We start from the raw sequence: 20,158 nt of genomic DNA, 5'->3' as shown, positions 1-20,158 counted from the left end.
AAATCAGAAGCGATGCACGATGCCCACAGCGCCCGCGAACTGGCTGCGCGACGAAGACGGCGCACTGTTCTGGCCGTCGCCGATATCGGCGGTTGCGTTGATGATGTTGCCCGCGCCGTTCGTGCCCAGCGTCTGACCGCCCGCGCGCTGATACGCCTCGACGAAATACAGGCCCGTGCGCTTGGACAGGCTGTAGTACTGCGAGAGATTGAACTGCTGGTACGAGGCCGCGCTCTGGATGCCGTTGGCCTTGGTCGCGCGCGTATAGCTGTAACCGGCCGCAAGATCGAGCGCCACGAGCGGCTTGTAGTGCAGCACGACGCCGCCGGTGTTCCAGATCTGCGTGTCGAAGAACTTCGAGCCCGCGCCCGCGATGTACTGGACGTTCGAATACGACGCCGAAATATCCCACTGCGAGTTGAACGCGTAGCCACCCGTCACCGCCAGGCGCTGCTGCGTCTGCGCCGTCTGGAAGCCGTTGGTGACACCCGACACGCCCGGCTCGCCATTGCTGTACGCCGTCGAGCTGGAGCCCCACGTGCCGCCGCCGCTCGTCGAGTTGCTCAGACGCTCGAAGCCCACCGCAAGACCCACGGGACCGTGGATATAGTTGGCCGCCACGCTCCACGTCTGACCCGCGCCGACGCTGCCCGGCACGCCGCCGAATGCGTACATGCCGCTGAACGTGAAGCCCGCGAAGTTTGGCGAGGTGTAGACCAGCGAGTTGTTGATGCGGTAGATCGTGTCCATCGAATCCAGATCGCCCGGGTGCGCGCCGTATGCGCCCGTGAGCCAGTTGGTCGGGCTATAGGGCGAGAGCAGCGTGTAGTAAGGCGCGTACTGGCGGCCCGCCGTGAGCGTGCCGTAGTCCTTGTTGGCAACGCCGACAAACGCGGCGCGGCTGAACATCAGGTTCGAGGTGGATTGCGCACCGTTGGCCGAGTTGTAGCCTTCTTCGAGCTGGAAGATCGCGCGCGTGCCGCCGCCCAGGTCTTCGCTGCCCTTCAGGCCGAAGCGCGAACCGGCCCACACGCCCTGCACCATCTTGACGGCGGAATGACCGCCCGAGTTGCTGCCGAGCGCCGCCGAACTGCTTTGATAACCAATGCCGGTATCGACGATACCGTACAGCGTGACGCTGCTCTGGGCGTGCGCGCCCAACGCGGCGAATCCAAGCGCCGAAGCAATAAGGGTCTTCTTCATCTGTACTCCTGATTTAATCGTTGTGATGTATTGCTTTTTTTAACTACTCGTGAATCTCTTTGCGAGAGTGCTCCTCCTGCTCAGCACGGGGCCGCGTAACGTTAAAACAACGCGAAACCCCGTGCCTTCCGGCGTGAACCTCGTTCCTTAGTGGATTTCGGGCTCGCCGCCTGCTTCGCTGCTACCGCCGCAACCGCCCGCGCCTTCACTCTGCATGAAGTCGAATTCGCAACCGTTGTTGGCCTGCATGACGTGCATCTGGTACATCGCCCCATAGCCGCGCTTGAAGCGCGGTTCCGGCGCCACCCACGCGGCCTTGCGGCGCGCCATTTCTTCATCGGAGATCAGCACGTTCAGGCGGCGTTCCGGCACGTTCAGCTCGATCAGATCGCCGTCCTGCACCAGCGCGAGCGGGCCGCCGATAAACGATTCGGGCGCTACGTGCAGCACACACGCGCCGTAGCTCGTGCCGCTCATGCGCGCGTCGGAAATGCGCAGCATGTCGCGCACGCCTTTCTGCAGGATCTTTTGCGGAATCGGCAACTGGCCCCACTCGGGCATACCCGGCGCACCCACCGGACCGGCGTGCTGGAGCACGATCACGCTGTTTTCGTCGCATTCCAGCTCTTCGCTGTCGATGCGTGCAGCCATGTCGTTGTAGTCCTTGAACACCACGGCCTTGCCCGTATGCACATGCAGACGCTTCTCAGCCGCGCCCGGCTTGATGACCGCGCCGTCCGGCGCGAGATTGCCGCGCAGCACGGCAAGGCCCGTATCCGGCATCAGCGGCTTCGCACGGCGATAGATCACCTCTTCGTTGTAAATCTCGGCATCGGCGATGTTCTCGCCCAGCGTCTTGCCGTTGACCGTCATCTGCGTGCCATCGATCAGGTCGCCCAGCTCCTTGAGCATCGCGCGCAGGCCGCCCGAATAATAGAAGTCCTCCATGAGGTACTTGCCGGTCGGGCGGATGTTCGCGAGCACCGGCGTGCGGCGCGCGACGTCGTCGTAGTGCGCGAGCGTCAGATCGACGCCGGCGCGGCGCGCCACCGCGATCATGTGCACGATCGCATTGGTCGAGCCGGAGAGCGCGAGGCAAGTCGTGACCGCGTTATCGACCGCCTTGCGCGTGATGATGTCCGAGGGCTTGAGGTCTTCCCACACCATTTCGACGATCCGCATGCCGGTTTTCGCCGACATCTGCGCGTGACGCGAATCCGGTGCGGGAATCGACGCAAAGCCAGGCAGCGTGAAGCCGAGCGCTTCCGCCGCGCTCGTCATCGTCGACGCCGTGCCCATCGTCATGCAGTGGCCCGGCGAGCGTGCGATGCCGCCTTCCACGCCCTTCCAGTCGTCCTCGGTGATCTTGCCCGCGCGCAGATCGGCCCAGTACTTCCAGGTGTCCGAACCCGAGCCGAGCGTCACGCCGTTCCAGTTGCCGTTGAGCATCGGGCCGGCGGGCAGGAAGATGGTCGGCAGGTCCATCGAGATCGCGCCCATCAGCAGCGCGGGCGTGGTCTTGTCGCAACCGCCCATCAGCACGACGCCGTCGGCCGGGTACGAACGCAGCGTCTCTTCCGCCTCCATCGCGAGGAAGTTGCGATAGAGCATGGTGGTCGGCTTCTGGAACGGCTCGGAGAGCGTCTGCACCGGCAGTTCGATCGGGAAGCCGCCCGCTTGCCAGATGCCGCGCTTGACCTCTTCCACGCGCTGCTTGAAGTGCGTATGGCAAGGGTTGATTTCGCTCCACGTATTGAGGATCGCGATCACCGGTTTGCCCGCGTACTCTTCGCGGCTGTAGCCCATCTGCGCCGTGCGCGAACGATGGCCGAACGATCGCAGGTCGTTCACGCCATACCAACGGTGGCTGCGCAGTTCTTCGGGGGTCTTTCGCTTGTTGCTCATCTTGCGTTGCTCCAGGTGTTTCCGCGGATGTGTTTCAGTAAGGCCGCCAGCCGCTCTAACGCGATTCCTTCACGCGCGACACGAGTTGTGTCGGGCTGACGAACTGCAGCGCGACCAGCACCCATGCGAGCGTGATCGCCATGTAGATCATCGCCATGGCGTCGATGGACTGCGGCGCGCGCACGCCCGTCGAGAACACTGCGTAATACAGCGCGACGACGAGGGTTTGCGTGTCGGGTCCGGCGGTAAAAAAAGTGAGTTCGAACATGCCGATCGTGCGCACCAGCACGAGCAGCCCGGCCGCCAGCATCCCCGGCACGAGGAGCGGCAGCAGTACGTAACGGAAATAGCGCAGCGTGTTCGCGCCAAAGATGCGCGCCGCCGATTCCAGATTCGGATCGATCTGCTCGATGAACGGCGTCATCACGAGAATCACGAAAGGCAGCGCGGGCACGAGATTGGCGAGAATCACGCCGGGCAAGGTGCCCGCGAGGCCAAACTGGTACATCGCCGTGGCCATCGGAATGCCGTAAGTCACGGGCGGCACCATCAGCGGCAGCAGAAACACGAGCATGCAGATGCGCTTGCCCGGAAACTGCGCGCGCGCCAGCGCATAAGCAGCAGGCACGCCCAGCGCGATGGACAGCAACACAACCGCGCCCACCACTTCGAACGTCACCCACAGCACGCTGCCCAACTGGAAGTCGCGCCACGCCTGCGCATACCAGTGCAGCGTGAAGCCCTGCGGCAGCGGCGTGCCGAACCAGCGCGTGGCGATGGAATTCACGCCCACCGTGGCGATCAGCAGCACCACGTTGAGCAGGAAAAACACCACGCCGCCCCAGACGATCACTTTCCAAAGGATGTCGGGCACGCTCGCGCGGGGCTTTGTGCGCGGCGCATTGGTCGCGCTGTCGCTGTTGATCGGCGTATTCGCGTGCAGGCCGGCTGCGTTGCGTTGATGTGCGGTCATCAGCCTTTCCCTCCGCTCACCGGGCCCGAATAGAAGTAGCGCTTCGCACCGAGCATCGCCGCCACGACCACGAGCTGCACGAAGCCCATGGCAATCGCGATGGTCGACGCGAGCGAATAGTCGTAGCTCTCGAACGCCGCCTCCGAAGCCGCAATCGAAATCACGCGCGTGGGACCGGCCGGCGCGCCAAGTAGCACCGCCGAAGGAAACACCGAATACGCCTGCACGAACGACAGACACGCGGCCATCGTCAGACCGGGCGCAAGCAGCGGCAGATAGATCAGGCGGAACTGCTGCCACGGTCCCGCGCCGAGTGTGGCGGCCGCCCGCGCGAGCGTCGGATCAATGCCCGTGACGTACGAAAGCGTAAGCAGAAACGCAAACGGAAAACCCGACACGATCAGCGAGATCAGCACGCCCCAGTAGTTGTGCGTGAGGCGAATCTCTTCGCTCGTGTACAGATGCAGCGCGTGCAGCGCCTGCGGAAACCAGCCGTTCGGGCCGAAGTAGCTGAGCATGCCATCGGCGATCAGCACGGTGCCGAGCGTCACCGGAATCACCAGCAGCGTCGTCACCAGCTTCTGATACGGCGATTTGCGGCGCAGCGCGAACGCCACCGGCAGCGACAAACCCACGTTGATGATCGTTGCGGGCACAGCCAGTTTCAACGTGACGAATACGGTCGGCCACAGCGCAAGATCGTGGAAAAACTGCACGTAATTCGCGAGCATGCCGCCGCCGTTCATCGGCTTGAACGAGAGCACGAGGCCGTAAGCAAACGGATACAGAAACAGCGCGATGATAAAGCCGAGCGCAGGCGCGACCAGCCAGCCGCGTGCGTCACGCGGCGCCTTGGTGAGCGACGTGACGAGTGTGCTCATGCGGCACGCTCCGCGGCTTCGGCGTACGCCAGCACGCGCGACGGCGCGACACGCAAGGTAGCGCGCTCGCCCGCTTCGAATTCGCCTTCCACGCGCGCCCACAACTTGCCGAACGGCGCGTGGGCGAGCAGCAGCGAATCGCGGCCACCGTATTCGACCATTTCGACTTCGACGTCGAAGGCGTTGGCATCACCCGCATTGGCGCGCTCGAAATCTTCTGGACGCATCGCCACGGCAATTTCACTGCCCTTGATATCGCCCATCGGCACGCCCGTGAGCGTGATGCCCGACGCCGACATCGCGATATGTTCGCCGCGCTCCCCGCTCACCGCGAACGGCAACACGTTGCGATAGCCCATGAAACGCGCGACATGCAGATTCGAAGGGCGGCTATACACTTCCTTGGGCGTGGCGACCTGCTGCACGACGCCCTCTTTCATCACGACGATGCGGTCGGCCATCGACAGCGCCTCGTCCTGATCGTGCGTCACGTAGATCGTCGCGCGTTCGAGCTGGCCATGAATGCGGCGAATTTCCGCACGCATTTCAATGCGCAGTTTGGTGTCGAGATTCGAAAGCGGTTCGTCCATCAGCACGAGCGGCGGCTCGATCACGATCGCGCGCGCAATCGCCACACGCTGCTGCTGGCCGCCCGAAAGCTGGCCCGGCAGCTTGCCTTCATGGCCGACAAGCTGCACGAGTTGCAGCGCTTCGCGCGCGCGGCGCTTCACTTCATCGCGCGAAACGCCCTGCATTTTCAGGCCGAAACCCACGTTTTCCAGCACCGTCATGTGCGGGAACAACGCGTAGTTCTGGAACACCATACCGAAGCCGCGCTTTTCCGGCGGCAGCACATCGATACGTTGTTCATCGAGCCAGATGCTGCCGCTCGTGAGCGGTTGCAGGCCCGCAATGCAGTTGAGCGCCGTCGATTTACCGCAGCCCGAAGGCCCGAGCAGCGCAATGAATTCGCCGCGGCGAATGTCGAGATCGAGACCGCGCAGCGCCGCGAGCTGCGTGCCCTCTGCGCTGGCGAAACTCCGACACACCGCGTCCAGACGCAGACGATCGAAAGAATGCTTCATGACCCCTTCCTGACCCCGTGATCCACTCATCCGAGGCCAGGCTTCAAACATCGCTCGAAGCCTGGCGTCGCGCCGTTGTAGATGACTATTGCGACTTCTGCGAGCCGATTTCGCGGTCCCATTTCTGGAACGCCGCCACCATCGCCTGCGCCGAAAGCGGCTGGACGTGCGGATACTGCGTGAGCCACTTTGCGTACTCGGGACGACCGAATTTGGCGATCACATCCTGGCTCTGCTTCGGCGCCATCGCGAGCGTCACGCCGTTCACGGCCGGGCCCGGATAAAAGTAACCGTCGTCATACGTCATGGCCTGCTGCTGCGGCTCCAGCATGAAATTCATCAGCTTGAGCAACACCGCGAGCTTTTCCTTCGACACGCCCTTGGGCACCACCATGAAGTGCGCGTCGTTCACCCACGTCATGTTGTCGAAGGCCTGCACCTTGAATTCGGCGGGTACGATGCCGAGCGCACGGGGGTTGATGTCCCAGCCCGTCACGGTCACGGTCATGTCGCGCGAGCCCTCGCCCAGTTCCTTCATCACCGCCGAGGTGCCGCCCGGGTAGTACGGCACGCACGTATTCAGCTCTTTGAGGAAGGCCCAGGTCTTGTCCCAGCCGTTGATCGGGTCTTGCGGATTTTTATCGCCGAGCAGATACGGCAAGCCCATCAGGAAAGTGCGCCCCGGGCCGGAATTGGCCGGACGCGCATAGATCAGCTTGCCCGGATTGGCCTTGCAATACGCGAGCAGTTCGGCGGGCGTGTGCGGCGGCTTCGCGACCTTGGCCGGGTTGTATTCGACCAGCGGACCGGCCGGCATGTATGACACTTCGAGGCCGTAGCCCTGTGCGAGATCCTGCATCTTGCGCGGACCCGGCGCGTATTTGTCGAGCACGCCCGGCAGCGCCGCCGATTGATCCGGCAGCAGCTTTGTCCAGAGGTTTTGCTCGATGCCAGCGGCGAGCGCGTCGGTGCCGGTGAGGACGAGATCGATATCGGCGCGGCCTGCAGCCTGCATCGCCTTGATCTTGCCGGGCAGTTGAGGCGCGGGCGCGTTGGTGTAAGTGATATTGGAGACGAGATTCGGATACTTCGCCTTGAACGCCTCGAAGGCCTTCTGCGTCAATTGCAGATTGCCGGCCACATCGACAATGTTCAGGGAAACGGGATCAGCCTTTGCCGCGCTCATGCCGAACGTCGCCACGGCCGTCACACAAACGGCCAGCACCCTGGCCTTCAAGCGTCCATCGAACATCGCATCTCCTCACTCTGTTTATGGAATTTTTTCTGCGCAGCTACGGTTGTTCCGTTTTTTTGTGCGCCGCTTTTTCTGGCGTTTCTGTCTTCTGAGCCGCGGTCAAAGGATGCCGAACCACACATCAAGTTGTCAAGCAACGTGTAGGGATTTGCGAGGCAATTCTGAAAGCCTCGCCGGCAGCCCTACGACGAAGGCGCTTGCAGTGGTTGTGCAAGCGCCTTCGGCTGGCCTCTAACGCTTACTTGCGCACCAGCTCGCCGTCGCGCAGACGCCACAGCTCAAGCGGATTGCCGTCCTGCAGCGCAGCCGGCAGCAGTTCAGCCGGCAGATCCTGATAACAGACCGGACGCAGGAAACGTTCGATCGCCATCGCGCCCACCGAAGTCGTACGCGCATCCGAGGTAGCCGGGAACGGGCCGCCATGGACCATCGCGTACGACACCTCGACGCCAGTCGGGAAACCGTTCGCCAGGATACGGCCCGCCTTGCGCTCCAGCACCGGCAGCAGACGCGCGGCCATCGCGTAGTCGTCGCGGTCGATCTGCAGCGTGGCCGTGAGCTGGCCTTCCAGATGCTCGGCCACGCGCACGAGTTCCGCTTCGTCGCGGCAGGCCACGACGATCGAAGTCGGCCCAAAAATCTCGTCCGACAACGCGTGCTGCGCGAGGAACTGCTCGGCGCTGGTCTTGAACAGCAGCGGCAGCGCGGCGCAATGTGCGTCCGTCTGCGCGCCTTCGGCCAGTTGCTCGACGCCCTGCGCGGTCTTGCGCGCCGCCACCGCTTCGCCATACGCGGAGGCGATGCCCGCCGTCAGCATGCTCTGCGACGGCTTGCCGGTGAGCGCCACGCTCGCGGTCTGCACGAAGCGGTCGAGTTCCGGTGAATCGATGGCCAGCACGAGGCCCGGATTCGTGCAGAACTGACCGACGCCGAGCGTGAGCGAATCGACGAAAGCCGTTGCGAGCGCTTCACCGCGTGCGGCCAATGCAGCCGGCAGCACGAACATCGGGTTGATGCTGCTCATTTCGGCGTAGACGGGGATCGGCTCGGCGCGCTGTGCGGCGATGTGCGCAAGCGCCAGACCGCCGCGGCGCGAACCCGTGAAACCCACCGCCTTGATGGCCGGATGCGCAACCAGCGCTTCGCCGGTCTCGTTGCCGCCGCCGAAGATCAGCGAGAACACGCCTTCGGGCAGGCCGACATCGGCGACCGCCTGCTGGATCGCGCGACCGACGAGTTCCGAGGTGCCCGGATGCGCGAGGTGCGCCTTGACGACGACCGGACAACCGGCGGCCAGCGCCGACGCCGTATCGCCGCCCGCCACCGAAAACGCCAGCGGGAAATTGCTCGCACCGAACACGGCCACCGGGCCGAGGCCGATACGCTGTGCGCGCAGATCGGAGCGCGGCAGCGGCTTGCGATCCGGCAGCGCCGAATCGAGCACCGCGCCGCACCAGCGGCCATCGCGCACCAGCGACGCGAACAGGCGCAACTGGCCGACCGTGCGGCCGCGCTCGCCTTCGAGACGCGCCTTGGGCAGCGCCGATTCCAGATGCGCGCGCTCGATCAGTTCATCGCCGATACCGACGATACGATCGGCGACCGCTTCGAGCAGCTTCGCGCGGGTTTCGTGTGGCGCGGCGCGAAAGGCGTCGAAGGCCTGCGCCGCGAGTTCACAGGCGCGCGTGACTTCGGCCTTGCCGCCCAGCCCGAACGACGGCTCGATGTCCTTGCCGAGCGCGGGCGCGAAGGCGCGCATCTCGCCGGCCTGGCCGCGCACGGCCTGCGCGCCCAGCAGCATGTTTCCAGTGATAGACGACATGGTCGCTCCGTTCAGATCAATCGGTTGCTTGACGCTCAAGCGTGCGCCGTCGCCAGCGATTGCTCGAACGCCAGCAGTTCCTTCGCGGCAGCGCCAATGGCGGGCAGCGCTTCGGCCGGCGACTGCGAAAGCAGCGGCAGGATCGGACCCATATCGGCGATACCGGACAGCGTCACGGCGTCGTGCAGCACGCGGATCAGCGAGATGTCATCGCGCAGCGTTTCGAGCGGCATGAAGGCGTCGTAGATGCGCTGGGCGTCATCGGCGCGGCCTTCCTTGGCGGCCTTGAGCAGCGCCATGACGGCGTGCGAGGCGATGCAGCCCGAACCCGTGGTCCACGCGGCCAGACCGAAGTCGCGCACATGCACCAGCGCCGGACGCTCGCCCATGCCCGAGACGACCTTCGAAGCCGGCACGCTTTGCAGCAGGCGGCGCAGGTACGGATCGTTGGCCGGATCGGCGCGCACGATGGCGTACTTCACGGCGATCAGCGTGCCGCGGTCGATCAGGCGCACAAGCGTGTCGACATCGACGTAATCCTCGCTCTTGATATAGAGCGTGAGCGGAATACCGGCGGCGTCGGCGATGCGCGTGAGGCCGGCTTCCACGCCAGCGGGCGTGGTGAAGCCCGCGAGCGGCAGGACCATGGCGGTCTGGTATTTCGTTTGCGCGAGGATGTGCGCCTGATCGAGCATCTTGCCGTAGTCCGGGCCGATGGCCGGGATCACGCGCGTTTCGGGCGCGGTCTGCTCGGCCAGCATGTCCAGCAGTTCGCGGAATTCGCTGACGGCGACGTGATACAGGTTGGCATTGCCGCCGTACAGCAGCGTGCGGATGCCGCCCGCTTCCATGTGACGGATGAGCTTGCCGTTGGCTTCAACGTCGAGCGAGAAATCGGGGCGGCGTGCCAGAGGGGGCACCGCCATCACGGTCGAAGCGAATTCGCTCTCGACGATCGGGGACACGTTCATGAGGCCTCGTGCTGGGTGGGAGGGTTGTCGATAGCCTGAACAGTAGCACCGGGCTCGCTTAGTTGTCAAACAACTTGAGGATTTGTTAGGGTTTGTTTGGAGGACGGCTTCCGCCGCGCACTTTGCTGCCGCGCGGCATCAGCTGCTTCGAATTCAGAATCTTCTTGTTGTCTTGAGCAAGCTAATTCGCAACCATCGGACCTTCCGGCAATGTTCAAAAACATATCAAGATGGGAGTCATTGCACATGCTGCGATTGATTTTATGCGCCGAGGACAAACCAGAAACCGGCGGTTATATCGATAAAAGCGTCTTACCGAAATCCCCAACCATTAACGGATTCCATCAAGCATTTATCGGCAGCAAATCATTCTGCGATGCTTGCAAGAGTTTCGGATTGATTGAAAAATCGGGCGGCCCTTCCCGTCGAACACATAGTGGGCTGGAGATCGCGCTGGACGGCGATATCCTGCGATGCCAATGTAGTCAACCACCAAAAATGAAAGCGATGACGCAATCCATATCGCGTCACAACGACGGCATCGAGCACCTCGGATCGTTCGATGCAGAAAAATCCGCGACTATAGCCGATTCATCTGGCGCGGATTCTGAATTCGATGAACAGGTCCGGATTGTTAACGCCAGTGAATGCGATGAATATCCTTATCGAATCAAATCACCTGATATACAACCCGTTAGCGGTCGCCTGAGCGCCACAGGATTGCTGCCGCGCGTGAGTACCGAATTTCCCGACAACACATATTTCGTCGTATGGGGTGACGAAGCTTTGGCGGAGCAATGACCGATGCCAAATAGAAGAGTCGCTATTCAAACGAATCCCACGCCAAACTCAATCAAGGACATTCAGCTGAAGGTTCTGACTTTCAACGAGTTATGGAATAGCTACCCGAGCGGAAATCCTTATAAAAATCCTGACTACCCCGATCAATGCGCAATTCGCCTAAGCGTGGCTTTCCACAGAGTAGGTATCGAAATGAAATCGTTTTCCTCGAAATTAGTCAAACCCCTGGCGCGACAATCAAGTATTGGTCGGATTATCCTTGATGGTAAAGCGACTGCAACACGTGCAAACGAGCTCGCTGAGTGGCTGAGGCTTCGTCCTATTGCGGGTGTTGACAAAGCCGAAGACATCACTGGAGAGAATTGGGTATCCAGAATCAAGGGCAGAACGGGCATTGTTATGTTTGACGGTTACTGGTATCGGGAGGGTGAAGCCGTCGCCAACCCAAGTGGAGGACACATTGATCTTTGGAATGGAAGCAAGCTCACAGGTATCGGGACAGGATTTCGCGTGAACTGGAATATCGTCATTCCGGGCATATGGGAAGATTTTCGGAAGTCACGCACAATCCTGTTCTTCCCTCTCAAATGAGAATCATGAGATTTGTCCTCGGCGCAGTATTCGGCGCAATCCTCGCAACTGCCGTCTCATGGGGAGGACTGTATCTTTATGGCCGATTCCGCCCGGCAGGCAGTCTGTTCGACACAGATCCGCAATCAGCGGATCTTTTTTTCGCGATTTGGCTAGCGCTGGCCGCGGTCCTTGCTGCGATCGTCGGTTATCTCACGTCGCGCCGTTAAAGGGACACCAACTTCATTGGCGATTTTCATCAGACAAATTATTGCCTGCGTCAGTGCGTCTACCAAATCCTCCAGCCTCCTGACAACCCGGCGCCGCTATTCTTCCCCTAAAAGCAACAAAAGCGACACTGCGTCTCTTGCCAGTGAAACCCACATACGCATCGCGACCGTGATAAGTCAGCTTTGAGAAAAACTCAGTAACCACCTGATTCGCTTAGAAATTCCGGCTACGACGCTTCCCACTTGGCATGCCGCCAACCCAACCCGTAACCCCTCGCGCAGCACTACCCCTACCTCCCCTGAAATTGATTATTGTAAAATTCTCGGATAATCATGGAACCGGTTCCAATTACCATTGCCCCGCAAAGCGGCCTAGGCTAAAAGCCGGTCCCCGCAAACGGCACGGCCGGATCAGGCCATGCCGAATTGATACAGAATCCACAATCATGTCCGAATCTCCTCTCACGTCACGCCGGGGCTTCCTGCGCACGGCGGTGGTGCTCGTTCCGGCAACCGGCGCCCTCGCGGCCTGCGAGGGCGGCTCGCAGTCGTCTGCCGGTTCGGCGCAGCAAGGCGGCAGCCAGCCCTCAGGCGCGACGGGCCCGTCCGCGCAGACCGAATACAAACCCCGCTTCTTCGATGCCCGCGAGTGGAGCTTCCTGCGCGCGGCGGTCGACCGTCTGATTCCCGCCGATGCCGAAGGCCCCGGCGCGCTCGACGCGGGCGTGCCCGAATTCATCGATCGTCAGATGGATACGCCTTACGCCCACGGCGCGCTCTGGTACATGCAGGGCCCCTTCCAGCAAGGCGCGCCCGAACTGGGTTACCAGTTGAAGCTGGTGCCGCGCGATCTCTATCGCCTCGGCATCGCGGCGGTCAACGCGTATTGCTCGAAGGCGTACGGCAAGGAATTCGATGCGCTCGACGCCAACACGCGCGACGCGGTGCTCGGCGCCCTCGAAGCGGGCAAGGTCGAACTCGACGGCGTGCCGGCCAAGGTGTTCTTCGGCCAGTTGCTGCAGAACACGCGCGAAGGCTATTTCTGCGATCCGATCCACGGCGGCAACAAGGACATGGCCGCGTGGAAGATGATCGGTTTTCCCGGCGCGCGCGCCGATTTCATGGATTTCGTCAACCAGAACGGTAAGGCCTACCCGTACGGTCCGGTGTCGATCAACGGGGAGCGCACGTAATGGCGATCAAGAAACCTCATGTGGACGCGGTCGTCGTCGGCTTCGGCTGGACCGGCGCGATTCTTTCGAAGGAACTCACGGAGGCGGGTCTGTCCGTGGTGGCGCTCGAACGCGGCGAGTATCGCGACACCTATCCGGATGGCGCGTACCCCAACACCATCGACGAGCTTACGTACAACATTCGCAAGAAGCTCTTCCTCGATCTCTCCAAGACCACCGTTTCGATCCGCCATAACGCGAGCGAAACGGCGCTGCCCTATCGTCAGCTCGCCGCATTTCTGCCGGGCGAAGGCGTGGGCGGCGCGGGTCTGCACTGGTCGGGCGTGCACTTTCGCATCACGCCGGAAGAGCTGCGCCTGAAGAGTCATTACGAAGAGCGCTACGGCAAGAAGTTCATCCCCGAAGGCATGACGATCCAGGACTACGGCGTGAGCTACGACGAACTGGAACCGCATTTCGACTTCGCGGAAAAAGTCTTCGGCACCTCGGGCCAGGCGTACAAGGTCGGCGACAAGGTCGTGGGCGACGGTAACGTATTCGAAGCGCGCCGCAGCGACAATTTTCCGTTGCCCGCGCAACTGAATACGTACTCAGCGCAACGCTTTTCCGATGCGGCGAAGTCGCTCGGTCTGCATCCCTATCGTCTGCCATCGGCGAATACGTCGGGTCCGTACACGAATCCGTACGGCGTGCAGATGGGCCCGTGCAACTTCTGCGGCTATTGCAGCGGCTACGCGTGCTACATGTACTCGAAGGCCTCGCCGAACCTGAATATCCTGCCCGCGCTCAAGCAGGAAAAGCACTTCGAATTGCGCGCGAAATGCCATGTGCTGCGCGTCGAACTCGACGATACGAAGAAGCGCGCCACCGGCGTCACTTATGTCGATCCGTCGGGCCAGGAAGTGTTCCAGCCCGCCGATCTGGTGATCGTCTCCGCGTTCCAGTACCACAACGTGCACCTGCTGCTGCTTTCGGGCATCGGCAAGCCGTATGACCCGGTGTCGGGCGAAGGCGTGGTGGGCCGCAATTTCGCGTACCAGAATCTCTCGACCATCACCGCGTTCTTCGACAAGGACACGTACACCAATCCGTTTATCGGCGCAGGCGGCAACGGCGTGGCCGTGGACGACTTCAACGCCGATAACTTCGATCACGGCCCGCTCGGTTTCGTCGGTGGCTCGCCGCTGTGGGTGAACCAGGCGGGCGTCAAGCCGATCAGCGGCATCGCTACGCCCTCGGGCACGCCCAACTGGGGCTCGCAGTGGAAGAAGGCGGTGAAGGACCACTACGCGCATACCGTGTCGATGGACGCGCACGGCTCGAACATGTCGTATCGCGATGTGTTCCTCGATCTTGATCCGACCTATCGCGATTCGTATGGTCAACCGCTGCTGCGCATGACCTTCGACTGGAAGGACAACGACATCAAGATGGCGCAGTACGTGACCGGCCAGATGAAGAAGATCGCCGAGGCGATGGGTCCGCAGGCCATCAACGTCTATACGCGCGAATTCGGCGCGCACTTCGATTCGCGTCGCTACCAGACCACTCACCTCGTGGGCGGCGCGGTCATGGGCGAAGATCCGAAGACGAGCGTGATCAACCGCTATCTGCAGAGCTGGGACGTGCACAACGTGTTCGTGATGGGCGCGTCCGCATTTCCGCAGGGCATCGGCTACAACCCGACGGGTCTGGTCGCTGCGCTCGCTTACTGGTCGGCGAAGGCCATCCGCAACCAGTATCTGAAGAACCCCGGCCCTCTGGTGAGCGTGTGACGAGCCGCATGAAGACGATCTTTTCCCCCACGCGCTTGGTGCGCATGACAGTGCGCATGACGGTTGCGGCCGCAACGTTTTCTGTTGCGGCCCTCGCTGCGCACGCCGCCGATGCACCCGCCGCCAGCAACGCCAAGGCCGACACCGCGCTCCTCGCGCACGGCGAATATCTCGCGCGCGCCGGCGACTGCATCGCCTGCCACACCACGAAAGGCGGCAAGCCCTTCGCGGGCGGCCTGAAATTCGACACGCCCATCGGCGCGATCTATTCGACCAACATCACGCCCGACGCCGATACTGGCATCGGCAAGTGGAGTTACGAGGATTTCGCCAAAGCCGTGCGCGAAGGCGTGCGCCCGAATGGCGAGACGCTCTATCCGGCGATGCCCTACCCGTCGTACGCGCGTCTGTCCGATGACGACATGAAGGCGCTCTACGCGTACTTCACGCAGGGCGTGGCGCCCGTTGCGGCGAGCAATCGTGCGGTCGATATTCCCTGGCCGCTGTCGATGCGCTGGCCGCTCGGCATCTGGCGCACGATGTTCGCGCCGAAGGTGCAGGCGTTCGACGGTTCGCATTACAACGATGCGATCGTCTCGCGCGGCGCGTATCTGGTGCAGGGTCTCGGCCACTGCGGCGCGTGTCACACACCGCGCGCACGCACGATGCAGGAACTCGCGCTCACCGATCTCGAAGGCGACGATTTCCTCGCAGGCGGCGCGCCGATCGACGGCTGGGTGCCCGCGAGCCTGCGCGGCAATCCGCGCACCGGCATCGGCGCATGGAGCGAGGACGATATCGTCCAGTTCCTCAAAACTGGCCGCAATCTGCACACGGCGGCGTTCGGCGGCATGACCGACGTGGTTCAGCACAGCATGCAGTACATGACCGATGCGGATCTGCTGGCCATGGCCCGTTACCTGAAGACGCTGCCGTCGAGCGACGCGAAGGAAACGCCCTATGCCTACGACGCCGCCGCTGGTCACGCGCTGCAAAGCGGCGACGCCAGCGCACGCGGCGCGGCCGTCTATCGCGACAACTGCATGGCCTGTCACCGCAGCGACGGCCACGGCTACACGCGCGTGTTCCCCGCGCTCGGCGGCAACCCCGTCGTGCAGGGCACGGACGCGACCTCGCTGATCCACGTGCTGCTCACCGGCGCGGCGCTCGAAGGCACGAAGACCGCGCCTTCGACCTTCACCATGCCGCCGTTCGGCTGGCGTCTTTCGGATCAGGAAGTCGCCGATGTCGCCACTTTCGTGCGCACGAGTTGGGGCAACACCGGTGCGCCGGTCAGCACCGGCGATGTCGCCAAGGTGCGCAAAACGGTCAGCATCACCGCGCCCGAGATGCCGCCGGGCGCGTCACTCAAGCGTTAAGCCCATAAAAAGCAGGGGTTTTCGCGCACGGCATCGCGCCGTGCGCGACGCCGTGCGCGAAAAAGGCACTGGCGCTTTCGCCACGACTCCGTAAAATCCACGCCTTTTTTCCGCGCGCAGGCCGCGGGCCGCCACGCATTTTCACGCGAGGCGGCCTGTGCCTGCGCGCATAACAAGAGACCGCTGCATGGCGGTCCACCTCTCATCGAGACAACACATGATGAAAAAACACCTGATCTCTGCACCGATTCTGATGTCGCTCGCGGGCGTCGCGGCGGCGCAGGGCTCCGTCACGCTCTACGGGATTGTCGATGCGGGCATCACGTACCGCAGCAGTGAGCGCACCGGCAGCGCCGGCGCGTATCAAGGCCATTCGAACGTGGGCGTGACGAGCGGCAACCTCTCGGGTAGCCGCTGGGGGCTCAAGGGCAAGGAAGACCTCGGCAATGGTCTCGCCGCGATCTTCCTGCTTGAAGACGGCTTCGACATCAGCAACGGCACTTCGGGTCAAGGCGGTCGCCTGTTCGGGCGTCAGGCCTTCATGGGCCTCGCCGACAAGCAATACGGCTCGCTCACCATGGGCCGTCAATACACCTCGCTCAACGACTTCGTCGCGCCGGTCGCGCCGGTCAGCGTGGTGGGCGGCTTCGGTGCGCATCCGGGCGATATCGACGATCTCGACCAGACCACGCGTGTCGACAACTCGATCAAGTACACGAGCGCGAACTACTCGGGCTTCACGTTCGGCGCGCTGTACGGCTTCGGCGGCCAGGCAGGCACGCTCAAGCGCAAGAACACGTGGAGCGTAGGCGCGGGCTATGCGAACGGCCCGCTGCACGTGGGCGTAGGCTACGAGCGTTCGGACAACAGCAAGACCGGCCTCACCGATTCCACGTACGGCAAGTGGCAAGGCACCTTCGACGGCACCTTCAATTCGTCGATCAACGAAGGCTACGCCAGCGCGCAATCGCAACAGGTGGTGGCGACGGGCGCAACGTGGGACTTCGGCACCGTGCTGGTGGGCGTGAACTACAGCAACGTGCAATACAAGGCGGGCGCGAATTCGCTCTACTCCGGCACGGCGAACTTCAACATCGCGGGCGCATTCGGCATGTGGAACGTGCAGCCGCGCACGCACCTGTTCGCGGGCTACAGCTACACGCGCGGCAGCCACGTCGACGGTCTCGACGATGAAGCGCAGTACCACAACGTCTCGCTCGGCGCGCTTTATGATCTGTCGAAGCGCTCGACGGTGTACCTGCTCGCGGGCTACCAGCACGCTTCGGGCATGACGCTCAACGCACTCGGCGAACCGGTGGCGGCGACGGCGTCGGTGTCGGACAAGGGCAACAGCCACTCGTCGGCGGCGCAGTCGCAGACCATCGTCAGCATCGGCTTCCGCCAGAAGTTCTAAACGCTCAAATGCAACAGGGCACGCGGCGCGGGTGCGCGGCGTGCCCTGTGTGAGGTTCGTCGTTCGGGCGAACCTTTATTTTTTTCGATGAGGATTCCGGATCAATCCGGAAACGTCAGTGCAAAACCTCGGGACGCGCGAGCAGACCGATGAATTCCTCGATCGACAGCGCCGGCGCGAGTTCGGAAAGCGTCGAATAGATCACGGTGTCGTAAATCGCGGAACCTGCTGCGGATTCCAGTTCGACACCCGCGACGGCGGCACGATACTCGGCGCGCTCGTGAGCGATCGAGAGGATCAATTGCGCTTCGGATTTGGAGAATGGCGTCTTCATATCCCGGCTAACGGCGTCGCCGGGGGAACCTTTAGGGTAAGGCGCGGTAATGCGCAAACGTTTTCAAGCGAAAGCAAAACGCAAGAATCAACGCGCGGCGACCTCGTGCAGCGGCGGGGCAGGCAACGGCGTGGGCTGCGTCAGTGCGGGTGGCGGCGTGACGGTATAGCCCGCATCGCGCAGATGTTGCAGCAGCGAACGTTCACCGAAAAAATGCCCCGCGCCCACCGCAACGAGGATCGGACCCTTGCCGTAAAAGTAGCCGTCGCGCTCCAGCGTGGCCGCGAAAATGTCCGTTCCGCGCGAGAAGAGATATTGGCTGAAGTCGTAATGCGCGTCGCTCTCGCCTGGATAACGCGCGTTCGCCAGATGCTCCAGCGCTGCCGCATCGCCCTTCGCCCAGGCGGCCTGGAACGATTCATACGACACCTCTCCCGGCGTCTTAGCGCCGCGCAATCCTTCGCACACGCTCTGTAGAAACGCTTCCTGATCGGCGGCGGGCATGTCGTCGAACAACTGCATGCCCTGCTCCATCGTTTCCAGATAGATCAGAGGAATCTGCCGGTGGCGCGCCAGCGTTTCCAGTCGCTCGTCGATGCCGGGGAACACCAGCGGCGCAGCCGTCCTCACGAAATGCACGCGCTTCGATCCGTCGGATGCCCAGCGCCACTGATGCAACCGCACCGCCTGCACCGCAAAACCCGCCAGCCACGGTTTGGTCTGGAAAAAAGCGTGGATGTCCGCGCCGCTGTCGCGCGCGCAACGGGCCAGCGATTCGGCCGTCATCGAGCTCACGTGATTGGTGAGATTGTCGCTCGCGGGATAGAAGCCGATGCGTCTGACGGTTTGCGTATCCTCGGGCGTCGGCTTTGTGTGGGTTTCCAGCACGATTGCCTGCACGCCATCCGCAATCGAGGCAAGCGCTGCGTTCACGCGCGGGTCGTCGCTCGCCAAAGCGTGAATGGTCGGCAACAGGATCAAGGTGGGATGGCCCGGCGAGCGTGCGATCCAGACGGGTGGATGATCTTCAACGGCCGGATTGGACGCGGCAGCCGGTGCTTGCGCGTACACGGCATTCGCGGAGAACACCGAAGAGAACAACGAGAACAACGCAAACGGCAAGGCCGCGCGCAGCGCCGCGCGCAATGTCCCGGAGATGTGCCTGGTGCCTGGCATTGTTCGACCCTTTATTAGCCCCGCCATAGGGGAAGGCCCGCTTACAGCTTATGCCATGCGACGTTTCGCAACCGTGCGCCAGACCACATGCGGCGTCTTGCCCGCGCGTGCGAAGATGCGGGTCCGAATCACAGTGCCAAAGCACGCCGAGGAGTTCCCATGGACCGTCTGCAGACCATGCAGATCTACGTGAACATCGTCGAACGCGGCAGCTTCACGCAAGCCGCCGAGGCGCTGCAGTTGCACCGCCCTGCCGTCACCAAGGCCGTGCAGCAACTTGAGACGGAACTGGGCATCCGCCTGCTCAACCGCAGCACGCGACGCGTGAGCACTACGGCCGAAGGTGAGGCGTTCTATCAACGCTGCGTCCATCTGCTCGCCAACGTCAACGAGACCTTCGCTTCGTTCGCACAATTCGCGCAGAACCGGCCGCAGCCCAAAGGGCGCTTGCGGATCGAATTGCCTGTGGCGCTCGCCAAAACCATGGTGGTGCCCGCCCTGCCCGATTTCCAGCAGCGCTATCCGCAGGTGGAAATCGTGCTGGGCGTGAACGATCAGCCCGCCGATCTGATCAGCGAAGGTATCGACTGCGTGCTGCGCGTGGGTGAACTCAAGGATTCGGGCCTGATTGCGCGCCAGATTGGCGTAGTGCAGATGGCGACATGTGCTTCTCCCGCCTATCTCGCGCGCCACGGTGTGCCGCGCACGCTCGACGAGTTGCAGACGCATAAGGCGGTGAACTTCTTCACCGGGCGCAACCGCCGCGTGATCGACTGGACGTTTCGCTCCGGCGGCAAAACCGTCACGCTCAAGCTCACAAGCGGCCTCCTCACCGACAACGCCGAAGCCGTGCTCGCCAGCGGCCTGGCGGGCCTGGGCATCGTGCAGGCGTTGCGGCCCGCGCTGCAACCCTGGATCGATACAGGCCATCTCGTGGAAGTGTTGCCCAACCTCGCGCCCGTGCCCAAGCCAGTGTCCGTCGTGTATCCGAACCGCGACCATCTGCCGGGCAAAGTGCGGGTGTTCATCGACTGGATTTCGGAACTCGCGGCGCGCAGGCTGCCGGGCTAGGCCCATGTGGCCTCGCGTAACAAAGCCATGCCGATTGTTATCGATCGAATAACAATAAGTGATTCCGTCGCGCGTTTATCCGCAGTCTGAGGCGGCCTACAGTATCCGTTCGAAACCGTT

Annotated in this window: 17 protein-coding genes; 7 read left to right on the top strand and 10 right to left on the bottom strand. The window is 62.7% G+C overall.

The genetic code is table 11. The features are described from left to right. Positions 1 to 3: 3 nt before the first annotated feature. The 8 genes from F3J17_RS12380 to F3J17_RS12345 all read right to left on the bottom strand — a co-directional run bounded on the left by F3J17_RS12380 (position 4) and on the right by F3J17_RS12345 (position 10,095). Complete coding sequence (locus F3J17_RS12380; protein WP_167058255.1) at positions 4 to 1,203, bottom strand: porin; 1,200 nt, start codon at positions 1,201 to 1,203, stop codon at positions 4 to 6. A 147-nt stretch (positions 1,204 to 1,350) separates the two neighbouring features. Further along, a complete protein-coding gene (gene araD / locus F3J17_RS12375; protein ID WP_167058252.1) occupies positions 1,351 to 3,108 on the bottom strand; it encodes an L-arabinonate dehydratase in 1,758 nt (585 codons plus the stop codon). Positions 3,109 to 3,163: 55 nt separating this feature from the next. Next, a complete protein-coding gene (locus F3J17_RS12370; protein ID WP_240160940.1) occupies positions 3,164 to 4,081 on the bottom strand; it encodes an ABC transporter permease in 918 nt (305 codons plus the stop codon). After that, positions 4,081 to 4,962, bottom strand: a complete 882-nt coding sequence (locus tag F3J17_RS12365) for a sugar ABC transporter permease (RefSeq protein WP_167058249.1) — start codon at positions 4,960 to 4,962, stop codon at positions 4,081 to 4,083. The genes F3J17_RS12370 and F3J17_RS12365 overlap by 1 nt, the downstream gene beginning before the upstream one ends. Then, positions 4,959 to 6,047 (bottom strand): ABC transporter ATP-binding protein, encoded by a 1,089-nt coding sequence (locus F3J17_RS12360; protein ID WP_167058247.1) that lies wholly within the window; start codon positions 6,045 to 6,047, stop codon positions 4,959 to 4,961. Before F3J17_RS12360 ends, F3J17_RS12365 begins: the two co-directional genes overlap by 4 nt. Before the next feature lie 85 nt (positions 6,048 to 6,132). Then, complete coding sequence (locus tag F3J17_RS12355; RefSeq protein WP_240160960.1) at positions 6,133 to 7,233, bottom strand: extracellular solute-binding protein; 1,101 nt, start codon at positions 7,231 to 7,233, stop codon at positions 6,133 to 6,135. Between the two features lie 307 nt (positions 7,234 to 7,540). Next, positions 7,541 to 9,124 (bottom strand): aldehyde dehydrogenase (NADP(+)), encoded by a 1,584-nt coding sequence (locus tag F3J17_RS12350; protein WP_167058241.1) that lies wholly within the window; start codon positions 9,122 to 9,124, stop codon positions 7,541 to 7,543. A gap of 35 nt (positions 9,125 to 9,159) precedes the next feature. Continuing rightward, a complete protein-coding gene (locus F3J17_RS12345; RefSeq protein ID WP_167058238.1) occupies positions 9,160 to 10,095 on the bottom strand; it encodes a dihydrodipicolinate synthase family protein in 936 nt (311 codons plus the stop codon). Between the two features lie 246 nt (positions 10,096 to 10,341). Here F3J17_RS12345 and F3J17_RS12340 point away from each other — a divergent pair, with 246 nt between their 5' ends. The 6 genes from F3J17_RS12340 (at position 10,342) to F3J17_RS12315 (ending at position 17,457) form a co-directional block, all read left to right on the top strand. After that, positions 10,342 to 10,896: a PAAR domain-containing protein gene (locus tag F3J17_RS12340; protein WP_167058235.1), complete on the top strand. Its 555-nt coding sequence runs from the start codon at positions 10,342 to 10,344 to the stop codon at positions 10,894 to 10,896. Positions 10,897 to 10,899: 3 nt separating this feature from the next. Further along, positions 10,900 to 11,487: a type VI secretion system amidase effector protein Tae4 gene (locus F3J17_RS12335; RefSeq protein WP_167058233.1), complete on the top strand. Its 588-nt coding sequence runs from the start codon at positions 10,900 to 10,902 to the stop codon at positions 11,485 to 11,487. 655 nt (positions 11,488 to 12,142) lie between these two features. After that, positions 12,143 to 12,889: a gluconate 2-dehydrogenase subunit 3 family protein gene (locus F3J17_RS12330; protein WP_167058230.1), complete on the top strand. Its 747-nt coding sequence runs from the start codon at positions 12,143 to 12,145 to the stop codon at positions 12,887 to 12,889. Continuing rightward, positions 12,889 to 14,664 carry a GMC family oxidoreductase gene (locus F3J17_RS12325; RefSeq protein ID WP_167058227.1) on the top strand — a complete coding sequence of 592 codons (1,776 nt, stop codon included), beginning with the start codon at positions 12,889 to 12,891 and terminating at the stop codon, positions 14,662 to 14,664. Before F3J17_RS12330 ends, F3J17_RS12325 begins: the two co-directional genes overlap by 1 nt. Before the next feature lie 8 nt (positions 14,665 to 14,672). Further along, entirely contained in the window at positions 14,673 to 16,043 is a 1,371-nt protein-coding gene (locus F3J17_RS12320; RefSeq protein WP_167058224.1) for a cytochrome c, read from the top strand. A gap of 220 nt (positions 16,044 to 16,263) precedes the next feature. Continuing rightward, complete coding sequence (locus tag F3J17_RS12315; RefSeq protein WP_167058806.1) at positions 16,264 to 17,457, top strand: porin; 1,194 nt, start codon at positions 16,264 to 16,266, stop codon at positions 17,455 to 17,457. 115 nt (positions 17,458 to 17,572) lie between these two features. Here F3J17_RS12315 and F3J17_RS12310 read toward each other — a convergent pair whose 3' ends face one another. After that, entirely contained in the window at positions 17,573 to 17,791 is a 219-nt protein-coding gene (locus tag F3J17_RS12310; protein ID WP_167058221.1) for a hypothetical protein, read from the bottom strand. Positions 17,792 to 17,878: 87 nt separating this feature from the next. Continuing rightward, positions 17,879 to 18,967: a TraB/GumN family protein gene (locus F3J17_RS12305; RefSeq protein WP_167058218.1), complete on the bottom strand. Its 1,089-nt coding sequence runs from the start codon at positions 18,965 to 18,967 to the stop codon at positions 17,879 to 17,881. Between the two features lie 159 nt (positions 18,968 to 19,126). On the opposite strand from F3J17_RS12305, the gene F3J17_RS12300 reads away from it, so the two are divergent. Further along, positions 19,127 to 20,038 (top strand): LysR family transcriptional regulator, encoded by a 912-nt coding sequence (locus tag F3J17_RS12300; RefSeq protein WP_167058215.1) that lies wholly within the window; start codon positions 19,127 to 19,129, stop codon positions 20,036 to 20,038. The last annotated feature ends 120 nt before the right edge of the window (positions 20,039 to 20,158 follow it).

The organism is Burkholderia sp. Ax-1719 (assembly GCF_011753055.1).
Taxonomy (GTDB): Bacteria; Pseudomonadota; Gammaproteobacteria; order Burkholderiales; family Burkholderiaceae; genus Paraburkholderia.
The sequence above is the reverse complement of the archived record's forward strand: the minus strand, read 5'-3'. Positions and strand labels throughout refer to the sequence as shown.

Bases quoted from the DNA above. Each gene is read 5' to 3' on its own strand.
- F3J17_RS12380 (WP_167058255.1), bottom strand. From the start codon at position 1,203: ATGAAGAAGACCCTTATTGCTTCGGCGCTTGGATTCGCCGCGTTGGGC.
- araD (WP_167058252.1), bottom strand. From the start codon at position 3,108: ATGAGCAACAAGCGAAAGACCCCCGAAGAACTGCGCAGCCACCGTTGG.
- F3J17_RS12370 (WP_240160940.1), bottom strand. From the start codon at position 4,081: ATGACCGCACATCAACGCAACGCAGCCGGCCTGCACGCGAATACGCCG.
- F3J17_RS12365 (WP_167058249.1), bottom strand. From the start codon at position 4,962: ATGAGCACACTCGTCACGTCGCTCACCAAGGCGCCGCGTGACGCACGC.
- F3J17_RS12360 (WP_167058247.1), bottom strand. From the start codon at position 6,047: ATGAAGCATTCTTTCGATCGTCTGCGTCTGGACGCGGTGTGTCGGAGT.
- F3J17_RS12355 (WP_240160960.1), bottom strand. From the start codon at position 7,233: ATGAGCGCGGCAAAGGCTGATCCCGTTTCCCTGAACATTGTCGATGTG.
- F3J17_RS12350 (WP_167058241.1), bottom strand. From the start codon at position 9,124: ATGTCGTCTATCACTGGAAACATGCTGCTGGGCGCGCAGGCCGTGCGC.
- F3J17_RS12345 (WP_167058238.1), bottom strand. From the start codon at position 10,095: ATGAACGTGTCCCCGATCGTCGAGAGCGAATTCGCTTCGACCGTGATG.
- F3J17_RS12340 (WP_167058235.1), top strand. From the start codon at position 10,342: ATGCTGCGATTGATTTTATGCGCCGAGGACAAACCAGAAACCGGCGGT.
- F3J17_RS12335 (WP_167058233.1), top strand. From the start codon at position 10,900: ATGCCAAATAGAAGAGTCGCTATTCAAACGAATCCCACGCCAAACTCA.
- F3J17_RS12330 (WP_167058230.1), top strand. From the start codon at position 12,143: ATGTCCGAATCTCCTCTCACGTCACGCCGGGGCTTCCTGCGCACGGCG.
- F3J17_RS12325 (WP_167058227.1), top strand. From the start codon at position 12,889: ATGGCGATCAAGAAACCTCATGTGGACGCGGTCGTCGTCGGCTTCGGC.
- F3J17_RS12320 (WP_167058224.1), top strand. From the start codon at position 14,673: ATGAAGACGATCTTTTCCCCCACGCGCTTGGTGCGCATGACAGTGCGC.
- F3J17_RS12315 (WP_167058806.1), top strand. From the start codon at position 16,264: ATGAAAAAACACCTGATCTCTGCACCGATTCTGATGTCGCTCGCGGGC.
- F3J17_RS12310 (WP_167058221.1), bottom strand. From the start codon at position 17,791: ATGAAGACGCCATTCTCCAAATCCGAAGCGCAATTGATCCTCTCGATC.
- F3J17_RS12305 (WP_167058218.1), bottom strand. From the start codon at position 18,967: ATGCCAGGCACCAGGCACATCTCCGGGACATTGCGCGCGGCGCTGCGC.
- F3J17_RS12300 (WP_167058215.1), top strand. From the start codon at position 19,127: ATGGACCGTCTGCAGACCATGCAGATCTACGTGAACATCGTCGAACGC.